Origin of the sequence: Thalassoglobus polymorphus, assembly GCF_007744255.1 — a bacterium.
GTDB classification, from domain to species: Bacteria; Planctomycetota; Planctomycetia; order Planctomycetales; family Planctomycetaceae; genus Thalassoglobus; species Thalassoglobus polymorphus.
Window position 1 is genome coordinate 2,441,622 of the sequence record NZ_CP036267.1, and the last position, 18,027, is coordinate 2,459,648.

Sequence of the window (18,027 nt, forward strand, 5' to 3'; positions counted from 1 at the left end):
GCTAATCGACACTGAAAACCAGTTTAAAAGGTGTTCTACGTTAACGCTGCTTGTTCTTCGTGCCATTCATGAATCGATCGGACTTGTGGAGTTGGGTGATCGAATAAGTATTCGATTGCCTTCACCATCGCTTCGCAGCCGGGAAGCGTTGTTGCACAAGGAACTCCGTAGGAAACAGCAGCTGCACGAATTCGTCCTTCCTCCGTACGACTTCCCTTCCCGCTTGGAGTGTTGAAGATGAATTGCACATCGCCATTCACCATCATGTCGAGCAGGTTGGGGCGTCCTTCCTGAACCTTCTTGACTGTTTCGACTTTGATTCCGGCAGCGTTGAAAACTTGTGCTGTTCCAGCGGTGGAGATAATACGAAATCCAAGTTTTTCTAACCGCCGAACCGGTTCGATCATCGCCTCTTTATGTCCGCCAGACATACTGATGAAGACGGTTCCCTCACGAGGAAGCTCGACTCCGGCTGCCTGTTGGCTTTTCGCAAAGGCGGCTGGGAATGTGTTGTCGATTCCCATGACTTCGCCTGTCGACCGCATCTCTGGTCCGAGAATAATGTCGACTCCGGGGAATCGAGAAAACGGGAACACACTTTCCTTGACCGAAGTATGCTTTGGCCAGACTTCAGTCGTGATCCCCTGCTCTTTCAGAGAGACGCCTGCCATGACCTTGGCTGCCATTTTCGCCAGAGAAAGCCCTGTTGCTTTCGAGACAAATGGTGATGTTCGCGATGCTCGCGGGTTCACTTCGAGAATGTAAACTTCGTAGTCCGATCCGGAATCAGACTTCTTGACCGCGAACTGAATATTCATCAGTCCACGCACTTGCAGCTCTTCTGCGAGTGCGTAAGTGGATTGTTTAATTTCGTCAATCACACTTTGCGGAAGCGAGTATGGAGGGAGTGCACAGGCTGAGTCCCCGCTGTGGACGCCAGCTTCTTCGATGTGCTCCATGACACCTCCGACAAGAGTTGTCTCCCCATCGGAAATGGCATCGACGTCGACCTCAATTGCATCTTGCAGGAATTTGTCGATCAGGACTGGATGGTCAGGACTGGCGTCAACAGCTTCCGTCATGTAACGGACGAGTTCGTTTTCTTCATAGCAAATCTCCATGGCTCGTCCACCAAGTACGTAGCTGGGACGAACGAGGACCGGGAAGCCAATTCGATTTGCGACTGCACGTGCACCTTCGACATCTGTGGCGAGGCCATTCGGCGGTTGGCGAATTTTCAATTTATTGAGGATCGCCTGGAACCGTTCACGGTCTTCGGCAGCGTCGATCATATCCGGGCTCGTTCCGATAATCGGCACACCAGCAGCTTCCAAACCTCGTGCGAGGTTGAGTGGTGTTTGTCCGCCGAACTGGACGATGACGCCGTCGGGTTGCAGGCGGTCACAAACATTCAGCACATCTTCCGTTGTTAACGGCTCAAAGAAGAGCAAGTCAGATGTGTCGTAGTCGGTCGAAACCGTTTCCGGATTCGAGTTGATCATCACACTTTCAATGCCCAGATCGGCCATTGCAAAGGCTGCGTGACAGCAGCAATAGTCAAACTCAATCCCCTGCCCGATTCGATTTGGTCCTCCGCCGAGGATGATAATGCGTTTCTTTTCGCTGTTCGGTCCTGGGGCTTCGTCTTCAGTTTCATAAGTGCTGTAGTAGTAAGGTGTGTGCGCTTCAAATTCAGCTGCACAGGTGTCGACCTGCTTGAATGTTGCAGTGATGCCTTGCTCTTTGCGGTGCAGGCGGACATCTATTTCAGAAGTTTGCCACCAGTCAGCAAGTTGGCGATCAGAGAATCCGAGCTGTTTGGCTTTCCGCATCAGGTCTTCGGAGACTTCACTGAGCGAGTTGACTTCGCGAATTTTTTCTTCGAAGTCTACGATCCCTTTCAGTTGGCTCAGGAACCAGGGGTCGATGGCTGTCAGTTGGAAAATTTCATCGATTGAGAAACCGGCTTTCATTGCATAGCGGAGGTAGAAAACCCGCTCCGCGTTCGGGGTCGCAAGCATGCTGCGAATCTCTTCGACAGGAGGCTGCTTCTCAGTACCCCAAAGATCTTTCTTTCCACCTCCGAAGCCGAAATGCCCAATTTCCAGACCACGTAGCGCTTTTTGGAACGACTCTTTAAAAGTCCTGCCAATCGCCATTGTTTCGCCGACGGACTTCATTTGGATGGTGAGCGTCGATTCTGCGTCTGGGAACTTTTCGAATGTCCAGCGAGGAAATTTGGTGACTACATAATCAATTGTCGGCTCAAAGCAGGCCATCGTTTCACGAGTGATATCGTTAGGGATTTCGTCGAGACGATAACCAACTGCGAGCTTGGCGGCGATTTTTGCAATCGGGAAACCTGTCGCTTTGGAAGCCAATGCACTTGAGCGACTGACGCGCGGGTTCATTTCGATCACACACATCCGACCATTTTTCGGATTGACCGAGAATTGCACATTCGAGCCACCCGTTTCGACACCAATCTCACGCATACAGGCCAAGGTGGCATCCCGCATCCGTTGGTATTCTTTATCGGTGAGAGTTTGTGAAGGTGCGACGGTGATGGAGTCACCCGTGTGAACTCCCATTGGGTCGAAGTTTTCGATGGCGCAAATGATGACGCAATTGTCAGCGTGATCACGCATCACTTCCATCTCGTACTCTTTCCAACCCAACACCGATTCCTCGAGGAGAACTTCGGTTGTTGGAGAGAGTTTCAATCCGTTACGTACTTTCTCTGCAAATTCTTCTTTGTTGTACGCAATTCCACCACCACTACCACCCAAGGTGTAACTTGGACGAATGATGATTGGCAAACCAATCTCTTTCAGAGCAGCCTGGGCTTCGTCCATGTTGTGGACGACAAACGACGATGGAACGTCCAAGCCGATTTTGACCATTGCTTCTTTAAAGGACTCACGACCTTCTGCCTTAGCAATGACATCAGCTCGGGCTCCGATCATTTCGACACCAAGCTGGTCGAGGATGCCACGACGATGCAGGTCCATCGCTGTATTCAATCCTGTTTGACCACCGAGTGTGGGCAATAGAGCGTCAGGGCGTTCCTTCTCGAGGATTTTCGCCACATACTGCCAGGTGATTGGCTCAATGTATGTCCGATCCGCAGTTTCGGGATCAGTCATAATGGTTGCAGGATTGGAATTCACCAGGATCACTTCGTAGCCCTCGTCGCGGAGGGCTTTGCAAGCTTGCGTTCCTGAATAGTCGAACTCGCAGGCTTGGCCGATCACAATCGGTCCTGATCCAATAATCAAAATCTTCTTGATATCGTCACGGCGTGGCACGTTATGTCACTTCCAGCTGAGGGCATCCCAAAAGTTCCGGGACGAGGAACGCGCATCGACATCATTTCCCGAATGGGCAAAATTTCTAAAAAGATGATCCCCAATTCACGAGAAATGTGCACAGTCGTACAGCTTTTGTCTCGAACCGTCTCTCAAAAACCATATTTGCGCAAATTTCTAAAAAGCTAACAAGCTGACAGCGTGATTCAAGCGTGCAGCGATTCTGCTTATGAGAATTCACTCAATTGGAAAATTGAGAATCGGACTGAACAGAGATTTCTAATATAAAATCAGAGAGAATCGGCAGACGTAATTGTTCTCACTGATTTGAGAATGATTGAGAGAAAGAATTTTATTGTCGTCAAAGCAGGCAATTGAGAGGGAGCTCAGCAGGCACTTGGAGTGCCTGCTGAGCATAATTCATCAACTCCGGACAGGAGATGATTGGGTGAGGCTGGATTGCCGAGTTGGATTTGTAATGAAATGTGTCGTTGGGTGGACTTGGAGAGGTCCGGCTCATCGATGTACTGTTTGTTGTTCGTGACTGGCTTTCATGTCGCAAATCACGAGTACGTATTCCGGGGGGCGGTTAGAGCCAGCCGAGCATTGAACTGGCAATAACAATGCTTCCGAGAGCAAGGCAGTAGAAGCCGAACATCGCTAGTTTTCCGGCTGCGACCAGTTTAAGGAGTAGTTTCAACGCAGCGACTCCGACAATGAACGCAAAGAAGGTCCCGATGGCGATCGTTGTCAGTGGTGTTCCTGCAGAGCCCTCTTCGAGCAGGTCTTTGAGAGTCAAAATCGTAGCCCCCAGAAGGGCTGGAACCGCGATGTAAAAGCTAAAGCTCGCAGCTGCTTCTCGTTTGACTCCCATTAAAAGTGCACCCACGATTGTACTGCCGGAACGAGAAATTCCAGGCATGGGAGCGATTGCCTGGAAGAGGCCGATCACGAATGCGTCTCGATAACGGATCTCAGAAAGTTGCCTCTCACCCACATCGATCCGGGGAGTCACAAAGAGAAGCATCGAAGTGATCAATAAGCCGAAGCCGGCGTAGATTGCATGAGAAGAGGCTGCTTCAAATTTTGACTTCAGGAGTAAACCTGTGACGACCACTGGCAGAGTAGCGATCACGATTGATGTCATTAATTTGAAATTGGAGAGAACCGGAAGCAGGTCCTTGCGAAAAACAACCAGGATGGACAAGAGCGTTCCGAAATGCAGAGTAATGTTCAGCTCAAGGTTCTCTAAGTCTCCACCGAGAAGAGATTCGAGAATGACCAGATGGCCCGAGGAACTGATTGGCAGAAACTCAGCAATTCCTTGTACGATTCCCAGGATGATCACTTCCCAAGTTTGCATGATCTGTGAATCCGGTTCGGTCTTACTGAGTAGTGTTACAGGCTGAAAAGCAACCAGGCTTGTTCGAAGCTGGTTGGCAACAGAATATCAAATAATCCATGAGCGACGAGGCGCCCAGAGGCAATTTGACAGTTCTTTCGGGCAGATTGCTCTGCTGTGTGCCCGTGAAGAACGCATTTCACTAACAAAAATGCTGTTCGCCACGAGGCAGAACCTGCAAACCAATTCGAAAGATGCTCTGAAAGCAGTCTCAAAACCTATGGAATCACAACTTCTCTCCATATCCGAGAGAGCAAAGTCAGGTTTCTGGATCAGGTTCTTCTGCGACTTGCGAACAGCCACGACTCGCCACGACTCGCTCATTTTCAGAGTTTTGGTTATTACGAAGCCTTGCGAAGATCGCTTGCGTCTTTTTCGATTAAACCATGGCGGCGCAATTTCTTGTAAAGTCCGACTCTGCTGATTCCCAGAGATTTCGCGGTTTGTGTTCGGTTATTTCCGTTCACTTGCAAAGCTTGTATGAGCAATTCCCGTTCGTTTTTTGCGACCTGGGTCGCGAGAGACTTTTTCTCGTCCAAATCTGTAAAAGGCTCCATGTTGCTGAACTGAAACTGAGTAATTTTTGATGAGAGATCTTTGGCTTGGAGGCGACCCTCTTCAGCAAACAAGACTGCCCGTCGGACATGGTTTTTCAACTCACGAATATTTCCCGGCCATTTGTAGCGGCAGACGGCATCGAAGAAGTCTCGCTCGACAAGATTGATTTCAATGTCATGCTCCTGACAGCATTCTGAGACAAACTGCATCGCGAGCGGGACAATGTCGACCACACGGTCACGCAGCGGGAATAATCTGAACTCCAGCACACTGAGACGATAGTAGAGATCCGATCGGAAACCGGAGGATTCGGTCAGGTCTTCCAGGTTGATGTTCGAAGCGGTAATGAGTCTGGCTTCGGAGATCATTTGCTCTGTTGAGCCGACCATCTCATATTCACCGGTCTCAATGACTTTGAGAAGCTTCGCCTGTTGCTTCACGTCGAGGACGTCAATTTCGTCCAGCAGTAACGTTCCCTTGCCCGCTGCCTGAAATCGGCCAATTTTATTTCTATCCGCACCGGTGAACGATCCTTTAACGTGACCGAAGAGTTCACTTTCAATGAGATCTCCGGGGAGAGCTCCACATGCGAGGTGTTGAAATGGTTGCTCACGTCGTGTTGAGCGTTCATGGATGATCCGGGCCAGAGTTGTTTTTCCTGTCCCCGTCTCGCCGATGATCAGAATCGTGACATTGCGGTGAGCGATCCGTTTCAGGTCTTGTAGTACTTCATAGAATGATGGCTCACGAGTTTTGAGCGCAGTCTCTCCGCCTTCGAGCGTGTGCAGCTTAGGAATCGACTGAACCTTCTGGCTATTGAGAAGTTCTCGCAAGGAGTTCTCGTCAGCAATTCCGTTCAGGTACCTCCCACAGGGGTTTAGTCTTCGATCATTTGTATACTCAAGATGGCAAGCCGAAATTAAAAAGAGTTCAGAGGCACAGCCGACTGGAAACGCCGTGCTTCCGACGGTGATCACATTAAGTTTAGGGACAGCTCGATTCGCGATTGCTTTGATGAGAGCAACAGTTTCTGAGTCGACTTCATTCGCCCTGACGTCAATGAAAATTGTGCCCACACCACCCGATTGAAGAGCAACGAGAGCCTCTTCAGCATGATCGAAAAACTTTAAAGAGATGTCGGTCTCACAAACCTCCTTTTGTAAGTCGTTGTAGAGTTGGCAATCTTTGGTAAATGCAATTCCGCTTCGCATCGAATGACTCCGCAAGTGTGACATCAACTATCCTTCATAGCCCGAATTGAATGGCGGATGGCAATCTCGAACTCGGCAGACGGTTCGGAATTGACCGAAAATCTAGTTGCCACTCAAAGTGTGGTGCTCAATTGAAGATTCGACATGATCGATGAAGGGTGTTGAGCATCGTTGACGTGTTTACACTCAGAAGTGAATTGTTGTTGCCCACTGTCCGCACAATGTAACCACCCGTTTACGGACGGGGTGATGGCTGTTCTGTCTAGTGTTTTTATGCGGTTTCAACGACTGGTAGCGGTCGGGTGGGTAATGCGGCGCAAATGCCAAATAATGGGTGGGAAATCCAAGGAATGCCTCATGTTCAGCACGATGAGGTGAGGTGGGGAGGTTTGAGTCTTTATGACTTTGAGAAAGGTTTGCTGCCGATTTCAGGATGCTGACTCAAAAGCTCTCGAGCTGAGCAAACTTGATTTCGACCAGAATTTTTTGCCTGATACAGTGCGACATCAGAGAGCTGAATCAACTCCGAAGGTTGTAGTTCGACTCCACGAAAAGCTGCGACGCCGAAGGATGCTGTGACTGAGAGACTGGTCCTTGCGGTTTGAATCTTTTGATCTGCGATGGCCTCACGGATTTGGTTAGCAATACGTACGGCTCCCTGTTCACCGATGTTCGGCAAAATCAGCGCGAACTCTTCCCCACCGTACCTTGCAGCGATGGCATGATCGGTCACTCGAAGCTCATTGGTGGTTTGTGCCAGGATGTTTGCGACTTGCTGTAGGACAACATCGCCGGTTGGGTGCCCGAACTGATCGTTGACGGCCTTAAAGTGGTCAATGTCAACCAGGACCAGGCTGAGCGGTTCGTTCGCATGATTTGCGTGCTGCATGAGACGGTCGAGTTCAAGGTCGAAGGTCCGTCGATTGGCGAGGTGAGTCAGGGGGTCTCGCCGCGCCTGGTCCATGATTTCGGTACGTGTGAGTTCTTTGTTCAGAGTTTGAATCAAGAACGTCGATGCCCATTCGATCAGTCGGGCATCTTCATCTGAAGGCATGGTCGAGTCAGAGTGCGTCAGGAACAGAAGACCGATCGATTCCTGCTCGTGGCGAACAGGGATCAGTAACCCGCATCGGAATGGGATTTCTTTATCGCATTCCAGGATCGATTCCGGAGTGATGATTAAAGGTTGGTCAAAGGCAGGGTCAGTCGATTGAAGATATTTTTGTTCGGATTCATTCCAAGATTCTTGAGACGTTTGACCCTGTAGAATTCCGCCGCTTGCGAAATGGGAGAGTTCCTCGACCTTCAACGAATCTGTTTCACTCAAGTACAGGCTCGCGAATTCGTAGCCGGATAAACAAGCGAGCTTATTCAAAAACCCTTCCATCATTTCTGTTGGTGATTGAAATTCGACATCGAGTAGAGACCGAATTTCAAGCATCTCGCGGGCGATGAGATCTTCCAGGTTTTCATCGAGAGAGGCATCCGCAGTGGTGAGAGTGCGTGATGTGTTCTTGACGAAGCCGGTGAGTTCCGACAAGCGTTCAAGGTCAATACGTTCAGTTGCGAAACAGGGCAACTGAGAAACAATCAGAATCAGTCTCTCTGGCGAATCGTGGGCGCAGCGGAAGAGATGGAGTTTTTCAATATGTTCTGGAAGTTCCTGAAACCGATTTTGTTGCGAGCTTCTCTCAATGCAGAAATAGTTTAAATGTTCAGGGAAACAGGCGACAACATCCGGCGACTGTTGCGAATGGTCAGTTGCTTCAAGAGTGTCGCCGTTTAAGACCAGCCAAGCCAAACAGGCTTCTGGGTTCTCGCACGAACTCTTCCAGAGGTTCAGGAAATGAATCTCTGATCTGTGTTGGAGTTGAGCCAGCTTCAGCCAGTCCACTTCGAACTCAAACTTCTCGCACTTTTTTCTCGACTTCTTCGACGTCTGCTGAACTTCAGCCAATTCCTTGAGAAGTTGATTGGACTGGTCTTGCAGGTAGCGAAATCTTGACCACAAGAGAAGCCCTGAGACGAAACTTCCTGCAACCATCAGCCCGATCAGATTGAGCGCATCTGTCTGTAATGTCACCACCGCGTCAGTCCTGTTTGCGATTGAGTATGAACTTGCGTTGCTTGCCCACGTCAATTTCTTTTCGCTCTTCGGCAAATCGACGAAACAGATTCGTTTTTTCCTTCTCCGTGGAGCATGCCGTTCTTTGCTGAATTGCTCATCTCCACGAGACAGAACATGAAGCTCTGTTTCACAATTCTCGAGAAGTCAAATTAAGAAATCGAACTCACACGATGCTAGAGAGTCCGTAGGACGAAATGCGAGGTGATAATGCTGAAACTCTCTTTTTTTCATGTTGCACGCGGACAACAGACCGAGAAGATTGTTACAATCGTCTCACATCAATAGCGAACAATTTGGGTGAGTCAGTCAAGATGACGGAACAACAGTCGCAAAACACTTTTCCAACTGTTTTAGTGAGTACAATTCTGCTCTCCGTCGGAATTGCAGTTCTCGAGACACTAATCCATCGGTGGGGAACATTCGGCGAGGTTGGGATCTCCTTCGGGTTGCTCTACGTTGCTGTTCTTGTCTTGGCATTCTCTTCTCCCCAGAAACGCATCATCCTCGTGGTGGCAGCCATTGTCACCCTGCTCTGTCTGTTTGGATATGCCATTCGACCTCACGACTGGGGAACAAAAGAGCTCGGTCAGATTGCGAATACCGTACTGACAATTTTCGTGATTTGGACAACTGCGATACTTGGTTACCAGAGAAAGGTTTGTGAAGAACAATTGCGGGCAGCAAATGTCAAACTTGATCATCGTATTCAAGAACGGACCAATGAGCTGCAGGTTGCATTTGACGATTTGCAGCGTGAAGTCGAATGCCGCGAAAAAACTCAGGCAGCTTTTGAAAACGAAAAGATGCTTGTTGATGAATTGATGTCTGTCATCCCGGATAACATTTACTTCAAGGATGATAAAGGTCTCTACATACGCATCAATCAGGCAAAAGCATCTCGTTCCGGGCTCAGTTCTCCCGACGAAGCGATTGGGAAATCGGACTTCGACTACTTCCCCAGAGAACACGCTTTGAAGGCTCAAGAAGCTGAGAAGAAGATCCTTGAGTCTGGAAATGGTCTCATTGATGTCGAAGAACGATTGGTTTGGCCTGACGGGAGGGTGACGTGGGTTTCGGCAACGAAGATGCCACTACGAAAACCTGACGGAACAATCATTGGGACGATGGGGATTTCTCGTGACATCACACATCATCACGAGATTGCCACTCAACTGGAACACGAGCGAGATCGATTGAGAACTCTGATCGATCACCTGCCCGACTTTGTCTTCATTAAAGATAAAGAAGGGAACTTCGTGACTGTCAACCGGGCGTTGACCAGTATGTACGGAAAAAAGAGCGAGCAGGAACTCGTTGGAAAAAATGACTTTGAGTTTTCGCCACGTGAACTTGCTCAAGCGTATCGTGATGACGATTTGCAAGTAATGAAAACTCGCAAGCCATTGATCAATCGCGAAGAAGAAAACCTACTGGCAGATGGGTCGCGAAGATGGTTGCTGACGACCAAAGTCGCATTGACGAATCATCGAAACGAAGTCGTCGGACTTGTCGGAATTGCTCGGGACATCACAAAGCGGAAGAAAGCTGAGCAAGAATTGCAGTCTGCCAAAGAGGCTGCGGAAGTGGCGAACCGTGCGAAGAGTGAATTCCTGGCAAATATGAGTCATGAAATTCGTACGCCAATGAATGCCATCATTGGAATGTCAGAATTAGTCCTGGACACCGAGCTGACTGCTCAACAACGTGATTACCTGGAAACCGTACTCAACTCAGCCGAATCTTTGCTTGGGATTATTAACGATATTCTCGATTTCTCGAAGATTGAGTCAGGACGATTTGAATTGGAATCGTATCCGATCGACTTGCGCGAATGGCTGGGGGATTCTGTGAAACCGTTGGCTTTACGTGCTCATTCAAAACAGCTCGAACTCGCCTATCACATCTCTCCTGAAGTCCCTCCATACGTCCGTGGCGATGCCCTGCGGTTGCGGCAGGTGATCGTCAACTTACTTGGGAATGCCATTAAGTTTACTCACAAGGGCGAAGTCATTCTGGACGTTTCAGTTGAAGAGGATTCCGAAAACCAGATTCGTCTTCACTTTCGAGTTTCAGACACTGGAGTCGGGATGACGCCAGAAACGCAAGCCCGTGTTTTCAATGCTTTTGAACAAGCCGATATGTCGACGACGAGAGAGTTTGGAGGAACTGGTTTAGGGCTGACCATTTCTTCTCGGCTGGTGAACTTAATGGGCGGGAAAATTTGGATCGAAAGCAAACTCGGAAAAGGTTCAACATTTCACTTTTCTGCACTCTTTGAGCATGCGACAAGAGATGAAGTTCCAAAGTCCCTACGCGAATCGGCCTCGCTGGAAGGGCTTCATGTCTTGATTGTGGACGACAATAAAACCAATCGTCAGATCTTGAATGAAATGTGTACGAACTGGCGCATGGACCCCGTTGCGGTTGAAAACGTTTCGCTGGCGGTACAGCAGTTGAAGGAAGCGTTCAACAACGGAACTCCGTTTGATTTGGTGATTACCGATGCGAGTATGCCCGATGTTGATGGATTCACGTTGGCGGAAAAGATTAAAGACGACGAACATCTCGGCAGTACGATTGTCATGATGCTGACCTCGCTCGACCGAGCTGAGGATATCCGGCGGTGTGAAGAGTTGTCGATCAAATCATACTTAACGAAGCCGATTAAGCAGTCGGATCTGTTTGATGCCATCATGGCAGCCGTCGATATCGACGTCTCCTCAATCGTCGATTCGGATGCAAGTACGGAGGAGGCGATTCCGAGAACTCGGCCTCTGAAAATTCTCCTCGCTGAAGACAGTCTGGCAAATCAGAAGCTCGCAGTCGGACTCCTTTCAAAATGGAACCATTCCGTTACGGTTGCAAACAATGGTCGTGAAGCTGTTGATGCGATTCAAAGTGACACGTTTGACATCGTTCTGATGGACGTTCAGATGCCAGAACTGGACGGACTCGGAGCAACAAAAGAGATTCGGGCGCTTCAAGCAGAAAATAGATTGCCGAAGTTCCCAATTGTTGCGATGACCGCTCATGCCATGAAGGGAGACCGTGAGCGTTGCATCGAATCGGGGATGGACGAGTACGTCTCGAAGCCAGTTCGTCCTTTGGAACTCGCGACAGTGATTGCAAAATTCTTCAATCGTCTCCCGGTGGATGAGGCATCCACTTCTGAAAAACCTGCATCTTCGCCAGCCAATAACTCCGAGGAGCAAAACGTTTTGGACTGGGATGTCCTGCTTAAGAATACGTATCAGGACGAAGAACTGGCCTTCGATGTCGCAGATGCTTTTCTAATTGAGTCCCCGGGTATTTTTCAGAAACTGGAGACTGCGATTACAGAAAAAGATCAATCAATTGCGAACCGATACGCACATACTCTGAAAGGAAGCTTGAGAACCCTTGGAGCTCCAAGTAGTGAACTGGCGGCACAACTTGAATCGCTCACCCATGAAGAAAAATGGGATGAGTCCGAGGCGATCTATCAGGAGTTTGCGCAGATCTTTCCAAGGGTCGTTGAGGAAGTGAAACGCCATCTCCAGCAGAAGAAGTAACGGAACACGGAGCACTCTTTGTGGTCAATTTTGCTTGTGTTCAACAATGCAACAACACACATCGAGGCAAAGGTACGATCTGAAGAGTGTTGGAATTCAACCTTACTGACTCAGGATTTCCTCGGCTGTTCTGCGAATCGATGAGAACAACTGGTCTAAATCCTCTTCATTCGTAAGTGGATTCATGACCGTTGTCCGCAAAGTTCCGATTCCATCCAGGTTTGTCTGGACAAGATAGAACTCGCCGGACTCCATTAAGGTTCGGCGAATCTGGCGATTCAATTCGCAAATCGCTTTGGAGTCGAGTCCGTATTTTTCATCCGGGAGATATCGGAAGACCTGAATGTTGCATTCTGGTTCGTGCAGTGGTTCAAAATCCTTTTCAGCACGCAGTTTCTGATAGAGCAGCTGAGTCGTTGCAAATGTTACGTCGATCAAGTCTTCAAAGATTTGTTGCCCCAGCATGGACCAAACTCCCCAAAGCCCATAGGTCGCTGCCCGTTTTGTGCATTCAATCGTCATCATTCCGCCATCGACGTCTGCCATGCCGGGGGCAGAAGGATCGAACAAGTACGGGGCATCTTGTTGAAATGTTTCGAAGCGGTGTTGCTTGTCCCGGTAGAACACGAACGCACAGAGAGCGGGGACAAACAGTGTTTTGTGTGCATCACAAATAAAACTGTCCGCGCGGGTGATTCCATCAATTAAATGAGCATGTTTTTTGCTCATGGAGACAGCACCTCCATGTGCAGCATCAACATGCATCCAGACTCCGTGCCTTTCGCAGACATCTGCAATCTCCTGCAGTGGATCAAAGGCACCGATAAGTGTTGCACAGGCACTCGCAGAGACAGCTACGATTGGAGTGTTTCGTTTCCTCAGTTGAGTCAAAGTTTCATCGAGTGCCGTTGCATCCATCCGGCGTCGATGGTCAAGCCGAACTTTAATGACCTGTTCGGTTCCCAGCCCTAAGATCCCAGCAGAACGTGTGACGCAGTAGTGTGAGTCTGCGTTTGCAACCAGCACTGGCAAGTTTGCGTTCTGAACTCCTTGTGTCCACGAATTTTTCAGAGAAATATTTCTGGCAGTCAATAACGCTGTCAGATTTGCCAGCGACCCTCCATGTGTCACCAATCCAGCGAACGTTCCAGGAGCGAGTCCAATGACTTCTCCCCAGCGTTCAATAAGTGCCTTCTCAACAGAGGTCGCCCACGGTCCCATTTCGTAGATCGCCATCACCTGATTCGTAATGGAGCCGAGTGCATCAAAAAGTCCTGCCAAAGGAACCGATGCGGGAACTTGATGTCCAATGTAACGCGGGTGATGGAGGTTGTGGCCGCGTTCAATTGCCGTCTCAATCAAGTCTTGAAACCGATTCAGAAGATCGTCTGAGGTTTTGGATCGCTGCAGGCACTCACGCGCAACCGATAAGTTCTCTTCGGGAAGATTCCAATTCAGTACAGACTGTCCGCGCTGTTGGAGTTCACCAAGGTGAACTCCCAAACGCGAGATCAAAGACTCTCCCAATGATTGGAAAACCTCTGGAGAATAGGCAGCTTGAATACGTTGCCGTGCGGTGTTCAGCGAGTCAGTAGGCATTGGTCATTTGCAGTAGAGCAGCTTTGAAATCGTATTCGCAATCTGCTTCGCGAAGAGGAACTTTTCATTGATGAAACCCGTTATTCACGGGAAAACGATCAAGCAATTTGATCTGAATGATGAGTAAATATCGAGTTACTTTCCTGTCGGGGCTCTCCAGTAATGTCCGTTTCTTGAGAGAAGTTGATTCGCTCCCTTCGGTCCCCAGGTTCCTGCGGGGTAAAGTTCAGGCCGATGATCTTTGCCGGACCAGAGCTGCAATATCGGATCGACAAACTTCCAGGCAGCTTCGAGTTCATCGCTGCGAGTGAATAAGGTGGAATCTTCCCGCATGACATCGAGAAGTAAACGCTCGTAAGCTTCGGGGAGCTCCATTCCGAATGATTCTCCAAACTCGAAATCCATATCGACCGGCTGCACCTGATACTGCATTCCCGGTCGTTTAGTGGAGAAGGAAATAGAGATCGCTTCGTGAGGTTGAATTCGAAAGATAAGTGAATTGTGCTGTGCATTCGCTGCCTCGCACAGACTTCCTTCACATTCCACTGTTGTGAACAGGTGCAGCGGAGGGAGTTTGAATTGAATGGCAATTTCCGTAACACGCGCTGGCAGGCGTTTTCCTGTGCGCAGATAGAACGGAACTCCCGCCCAGCGCCAGTTATCAATGTTTGCTTCTATGGCGACATACGTTTCGGTTCGAGAGTCGGCATCGATCCGATCCTCATCCAGATATGCTTTGGCTTTTTCACCTCGAATAGAACTCGCTGCGTACTGCCCGGCAACAGCCCATTCCTCCACGCTGCCCGGTCGGCCTGGTTTTAGAGTTTGCAGAACTTTCAGCTTCTCGTCTCGAATGTGCTCAGCTTCGAAGAGCGATGGAGGTTCCATTGCCACGAGACAGAGAAGTTGGAGTGCATGGTTTTGCAAAACATCTCGCAGAGCTCCGGATTCGTCATAGTACCCCCCACGCCCCCCTTCGATCCCTTGAGTTTCTGCAACCGTAATTTGTACGTGCTCAATGTGATTGCGGTTGAAAAGCGGTTCGAAAATCGCATTTCCAAACCTGAAGAGCAAAATGTTTTGAACTGTCTCTTTACCAAGATAATGGTCGATTCGGTAAATCTGGTCTTCATTAAGAATCTGACTGAGATTGCTACTCAACTCTTTGGAAGATTCCAGATCGTGGCCGAACGGCTTTTCAATGACACAGCGAAGTTTCTTTGCTTCACGCGGAACCATCCCAGCATTGGAGAGATTCTGAATCGATGGCAAAAACAGGCTCGAAGAAGTCGCCAGGTAGACCACTCTGTGCCCGGGGAGGTTCCGCTGTTCTTCCAGCGTCTCGACCTGCTCCTTCAATGCAGAGTAATCCTCCACATTCATGAGGTCAGTCTGTGAGTAATGGAGCATCGAAGCGAATTGATTCCAGTACTCTTCAATTGTTTCTTGTGAAATGACTTCGCCGAGTTCCGCTTTCATTTCCTCACGGAATGATTCATCAGTCTTCTCACGCCGAGCCACTCCCACAATGAGACATTTTTCACTGAGGAAGCCATTTTTGAAGAGCTTGAAGAGCGCGGGGATCAATTTTCGTCCGGTTAAATCACCAGAGGCCCCGAAGATCATGACGGTCACATCATCAATTTGAAGATCTGCAGCGTTGGATTGAGCGTTCATGTAAAATCTATTTACAGCTGTGTAGTGGAAATCTAAGTGTGTGAGAACGTATCTTTACCAATTCCGTGAACAATGTCAGCAGACTTTCCTTGTTGAAACGATGAACATGAACAGAGCGATACAAGAATTGGCCCCTATTCCTTTTTCCAACAGGAAGCTTGTGAAGAAAAGCACGTTTCTACAAATTGCCTTCATCGCTTTATCTGCGATGGTCTGGCTTGGATGTGGGCAGGCTAAATACGAAGAACGTCTCCAGGCATCGACCGAGTTTTATGAGTACATGGAGACAATTGAACGGAATCTTGCCAGCCCGATCTGGGTCGACTCCCAGTATGGTCTCAAGCTGAAACTCCCAATTCCGTTTAAAGTCCCGATGGCGAAGCCTGAAATTCTGCAAGACGAGGATGGCAACACGTTTCCAGGACCGGATCAACGTCAGCCACAGGAGTTGCTAGGGATCGAGTTACCGGGGATCATTGAGGCTTGGCAGGCTTTTCTTCCGGGGGAGTCTGGAGAGCAGATCGACTCTCGAATCTATGTGTTGACCAATCATAGTCGTTTCAAACTGACCGATGGAGCATTGACACAAGAGCCGATGGAATTCATGGATGACCTCGAAGCTGAACTGGCGAGAGCATTTGATGTCATTATCCCTGACGGCGAGGCAAATCAGGCGGGAGATAATATTCGATATGGACTGACTGTCCCGCCATCGGGCAGCCCAAACTCAAAGTTCATTGCCCCCAAACGTTATTCGGTGATTCGATTTATTTCGACAGCAGAAGGGAGCGGCCCACCGGTTCAAGCTGTTTTATACGAACACTTCGCTGGTGATATTCAAGCAGCTGTTTTGATCATCGGACCGAAATCTTTCACGTCGCAATTCCGTCAACGTATTGAACTCGCTCTCCAAACGTTTTCTGTCAGTCCGCAAGCCTCCAGTCAAATGAATCAATCAACAGGGACAGCCACTCCTTCAGGGGGGGCAAGCGGTTTTTGATTTCTGCCTCGTTTTTGTTTCAGTCGTCATTTCTCGTCGTGTGAGAAGTTTCGTTCTTTGCCTGAGTTTGTGACTTCACGTTCAGTTCCTTTAAGTCGTTTTCGGAGTTCGGTGTGCTCAATTCTTTTGTCTTCCAAAATAGAACTGCATTTTTTGCACTGCTGTTCGTGTCGAATTTCACTCTCCTTTCAGCATCGCAATTCGCGAGTGCGAAACAACCACCGAATGTTGTGATCATCTTCACTGATGACCAAGGCTATGCAGATGTTGGTTGTTTCGGATCGGAAGGTTTTGAAACTCCAAATCTCGACAAAATGGCAGCAGAAGGAAGAAAATTCACGAGCTTTTATGTCTCCCAAGCGGTTTGTGGTGCATCGCGTGCCTCATTGCTGACTGGTTGTTATTCAAACCGTATTGGGATGCTAGGCGCCCCGAGCCATCGTTCAACGCATGGAATCAATCAGGATGAAGTCTTGATTTCAGAGTTGTGCAAGCAAAAAAATTATGCAACAGCGTTGTACGGAAAATGGCACCTCGGTCACCATGAACCGTTTCTTCCTCTGCAAAACGGCTTCGATGATTACTACGGCTTGCCTTATTCAAATGACATGTGGCCGTTTCACCCAACGAGTAAGGCGTTTCCTGATTTACCGATGTTCGAAGGCAATAAAATTGTCAATCCAAAAGTGACACCAGAGGACCAAGTTCACCTCACAACTTCGTACATGGAACGAGCGTTGAAATTTATTGATGAAAATCATGAAGATCCCTTTTTCTTATATGTTGCTCATTCCATGCCGCATGTTCCGTTGTTCGTCTCGGAAAAATTTAAAAACAAGAGCGAACAAGGTCAGTATGGCGATGTGATCATGGAGATCGATTGGAGTGTTGGTCAAATTCTCGAACGCTTAAAACAACACGGAATCGACGAGAACACGCTCGTCATTTTCACTTCTGATAATGGACCCTGGATGAGCTACGGAAATCATGCAGGGTCAGCGAAGCCTCTCCGTGAAGGAAAAGGGACGGCCTGGGAAGGGGGAGTTCGCGTCCCTTGCATTATGAGATGGCCCGGAAAAATTCCTGCAGGGACAACCTGCAATGAACTCGCAGCCACGATCGACCTGTTTCCAACGATTGCCAAATTGATCAATGGCAAATTGCCAGCACATGCAATCGACGGGAAGGATATTTGGCCGTTGATGTCCGGAGAGAAGGGAGCCACAACTCCCCACGAATATTACTGCTACTACTGGGGCAACGAATTGCAGTGCATTCGTTCCGGCGATTGGAAGTTGCACTTTCCTCACAGATATCGCTCCCTAACGGGCGAGCCCGGCAATGATGGGCTTCCCAACGGTTACTCACAGGAGAAGACAGGTTTAGCCCTATACAATTTAAGTGACGACATCGGCGAAAAGAATGATGTCAAAGAGCAGCACCCCGAAGTGGTTGCGAAGCTTAAAGAGTACGCAAATGCCGCTCGCAAAGAACTGGGGGATTCACGGCTGAAGATCAAAGGAACCGGTTACCGCGCACCAGGCCGACTGAACAATCAGTAAGACCAGTCCGATAACCTCTGGAATAGCCTCT

General features: G+C 48.9%; 9 protein-coding genes. 3 read left to right on the top strand and 6 right to left on the bottom strand.

Annotation, left to right across the window (positions count from 1 at the left end; translation table 11 throughout):
• Positions 1-35: 35 nt before the first annotated feature.
• The 4 genes from carB to Mal48_RS08885 form a co-directional block, all read right to left on the bottom strand.
• Positions 36-3,308: a carbamoyl-phosphate synthase large subunit gene (carB, locus tag Mal48_RS08870; RefSeq protein ID WP_145198106.1), complete on the bottom strand. Its 3,273-nt coding sequence runs from the start codon at positions 3,306-3,308 to the stop codon at positions 36-38.
• A gap of 589 nt (positions 3,309-3,897) precedes the next feature.
• Entirely contained in the window at positions 3,898-4,671 is a 774-nt protein-coding gene (locus Mal48_RS08875) for an undecaprenyl-diphosphate phosphatase (protein WP_145198108.1), read from the bottom strand.
• 380 nt (positions 4,672-5,051) lie between these two features.
• Complete coding sequence (locus tag Mal48_RS08880; RefSeq protein WP_197442185.1) at positions 5,052-6,479, bottom strand: sigma 54-interacting transcriptional regulator; 1,428 nt, start codon at positions 6,477-6,479, stop codon at positions 5,052-5,054.
• A gap of 397 nt (positions 6,480-6,876) precedes the next feature.
• Positions 6,877-8,565, bottom strand: a complete 1,689-nt coding sequence (locus Mal48_RS08885; protein WP_145198112.1) for a GGDEF domain-containing protein — start codon at positions 8,563-8,565, stop codon at positions 6,877-6,879.
• Positions 8,566-8,918: 353 nt separating this feature from the next.
• Here Mal48_RS08885 and Mal48_RS08890 point away from each other — a divergent pair, with 353 nt between their 5' ends.
• Positions 8,919-12,158: a PAS domain-containing hybrid sensor histidine kinase/response regulator gene (locus Mal48_RS08890; RefSeq protein ID WP_197442186.1), complete on the top strand. Its 3,240-nt coding sequence runs from the start codon at positions 8,919-8,921 to the stop codon at positions 12,156-12,158.
• A 102-nt stretch (positions 12,159-12,260) separates the two neighbouring features.
• Here Mal48_RS08890 and Mal48_RS08895 read toward each other — a convergent pair whose 3' ends face one another.
• A complete protein-coding gene (locus Mal48_RS08895; RefSeq protein ID WP_145198116.1) occupies positions 12,261-13,757 on the bottom strand; it encodes a pyridoxal phosphate-dependent decarboxylase family protein in 1,497 nt (498 codons plus the stop codon).
• A gap of 135 nt (positions 13,758-13,892) precedes the next feature.
• Positions 13,893-15,434: a glucose-6-phosphate dehydrogenase gene (zwf, locus tag Mal48_RS08900; protein ID WP_145198118.1), complete on the bottom strand. Its 1,542-nt coding sequence runs from the start codon at positions 15,432-15,434 to the stop codon at positions 13,893-13,895.
• Between the two features lie 160 nt (positions 15,435-15,594).
• Here zwf and Mal48_RS08905 point away from each other — a divergent pair, with 160 nt between their 5' ends.
• The gene (locus Mal48_RS08905; RefSeq protein WP_145198120.1) at positions 15,595-16,434 is read left to right on the top strand and encodes a hypothetical protein; all 840 of its coding nucleotides are present in this window, start codon (positions 15,595-15,597) and stop codon (positions 16,432-16,434) included.
• Positions 16,435-16,601: 167 nt separating this feature from the next.
• A complete protein-coding gene (locus Mal48_RS08910; RefSeq protein ID WP_231739964.1) occupies positions 16,602-17,996 on the top strand; it encodes a sulfatase family protein in 1,395 nt (464 codons plus the stop codon).
• Positions 17,997-18,027 lie beyond the last annotated feature (31 nt).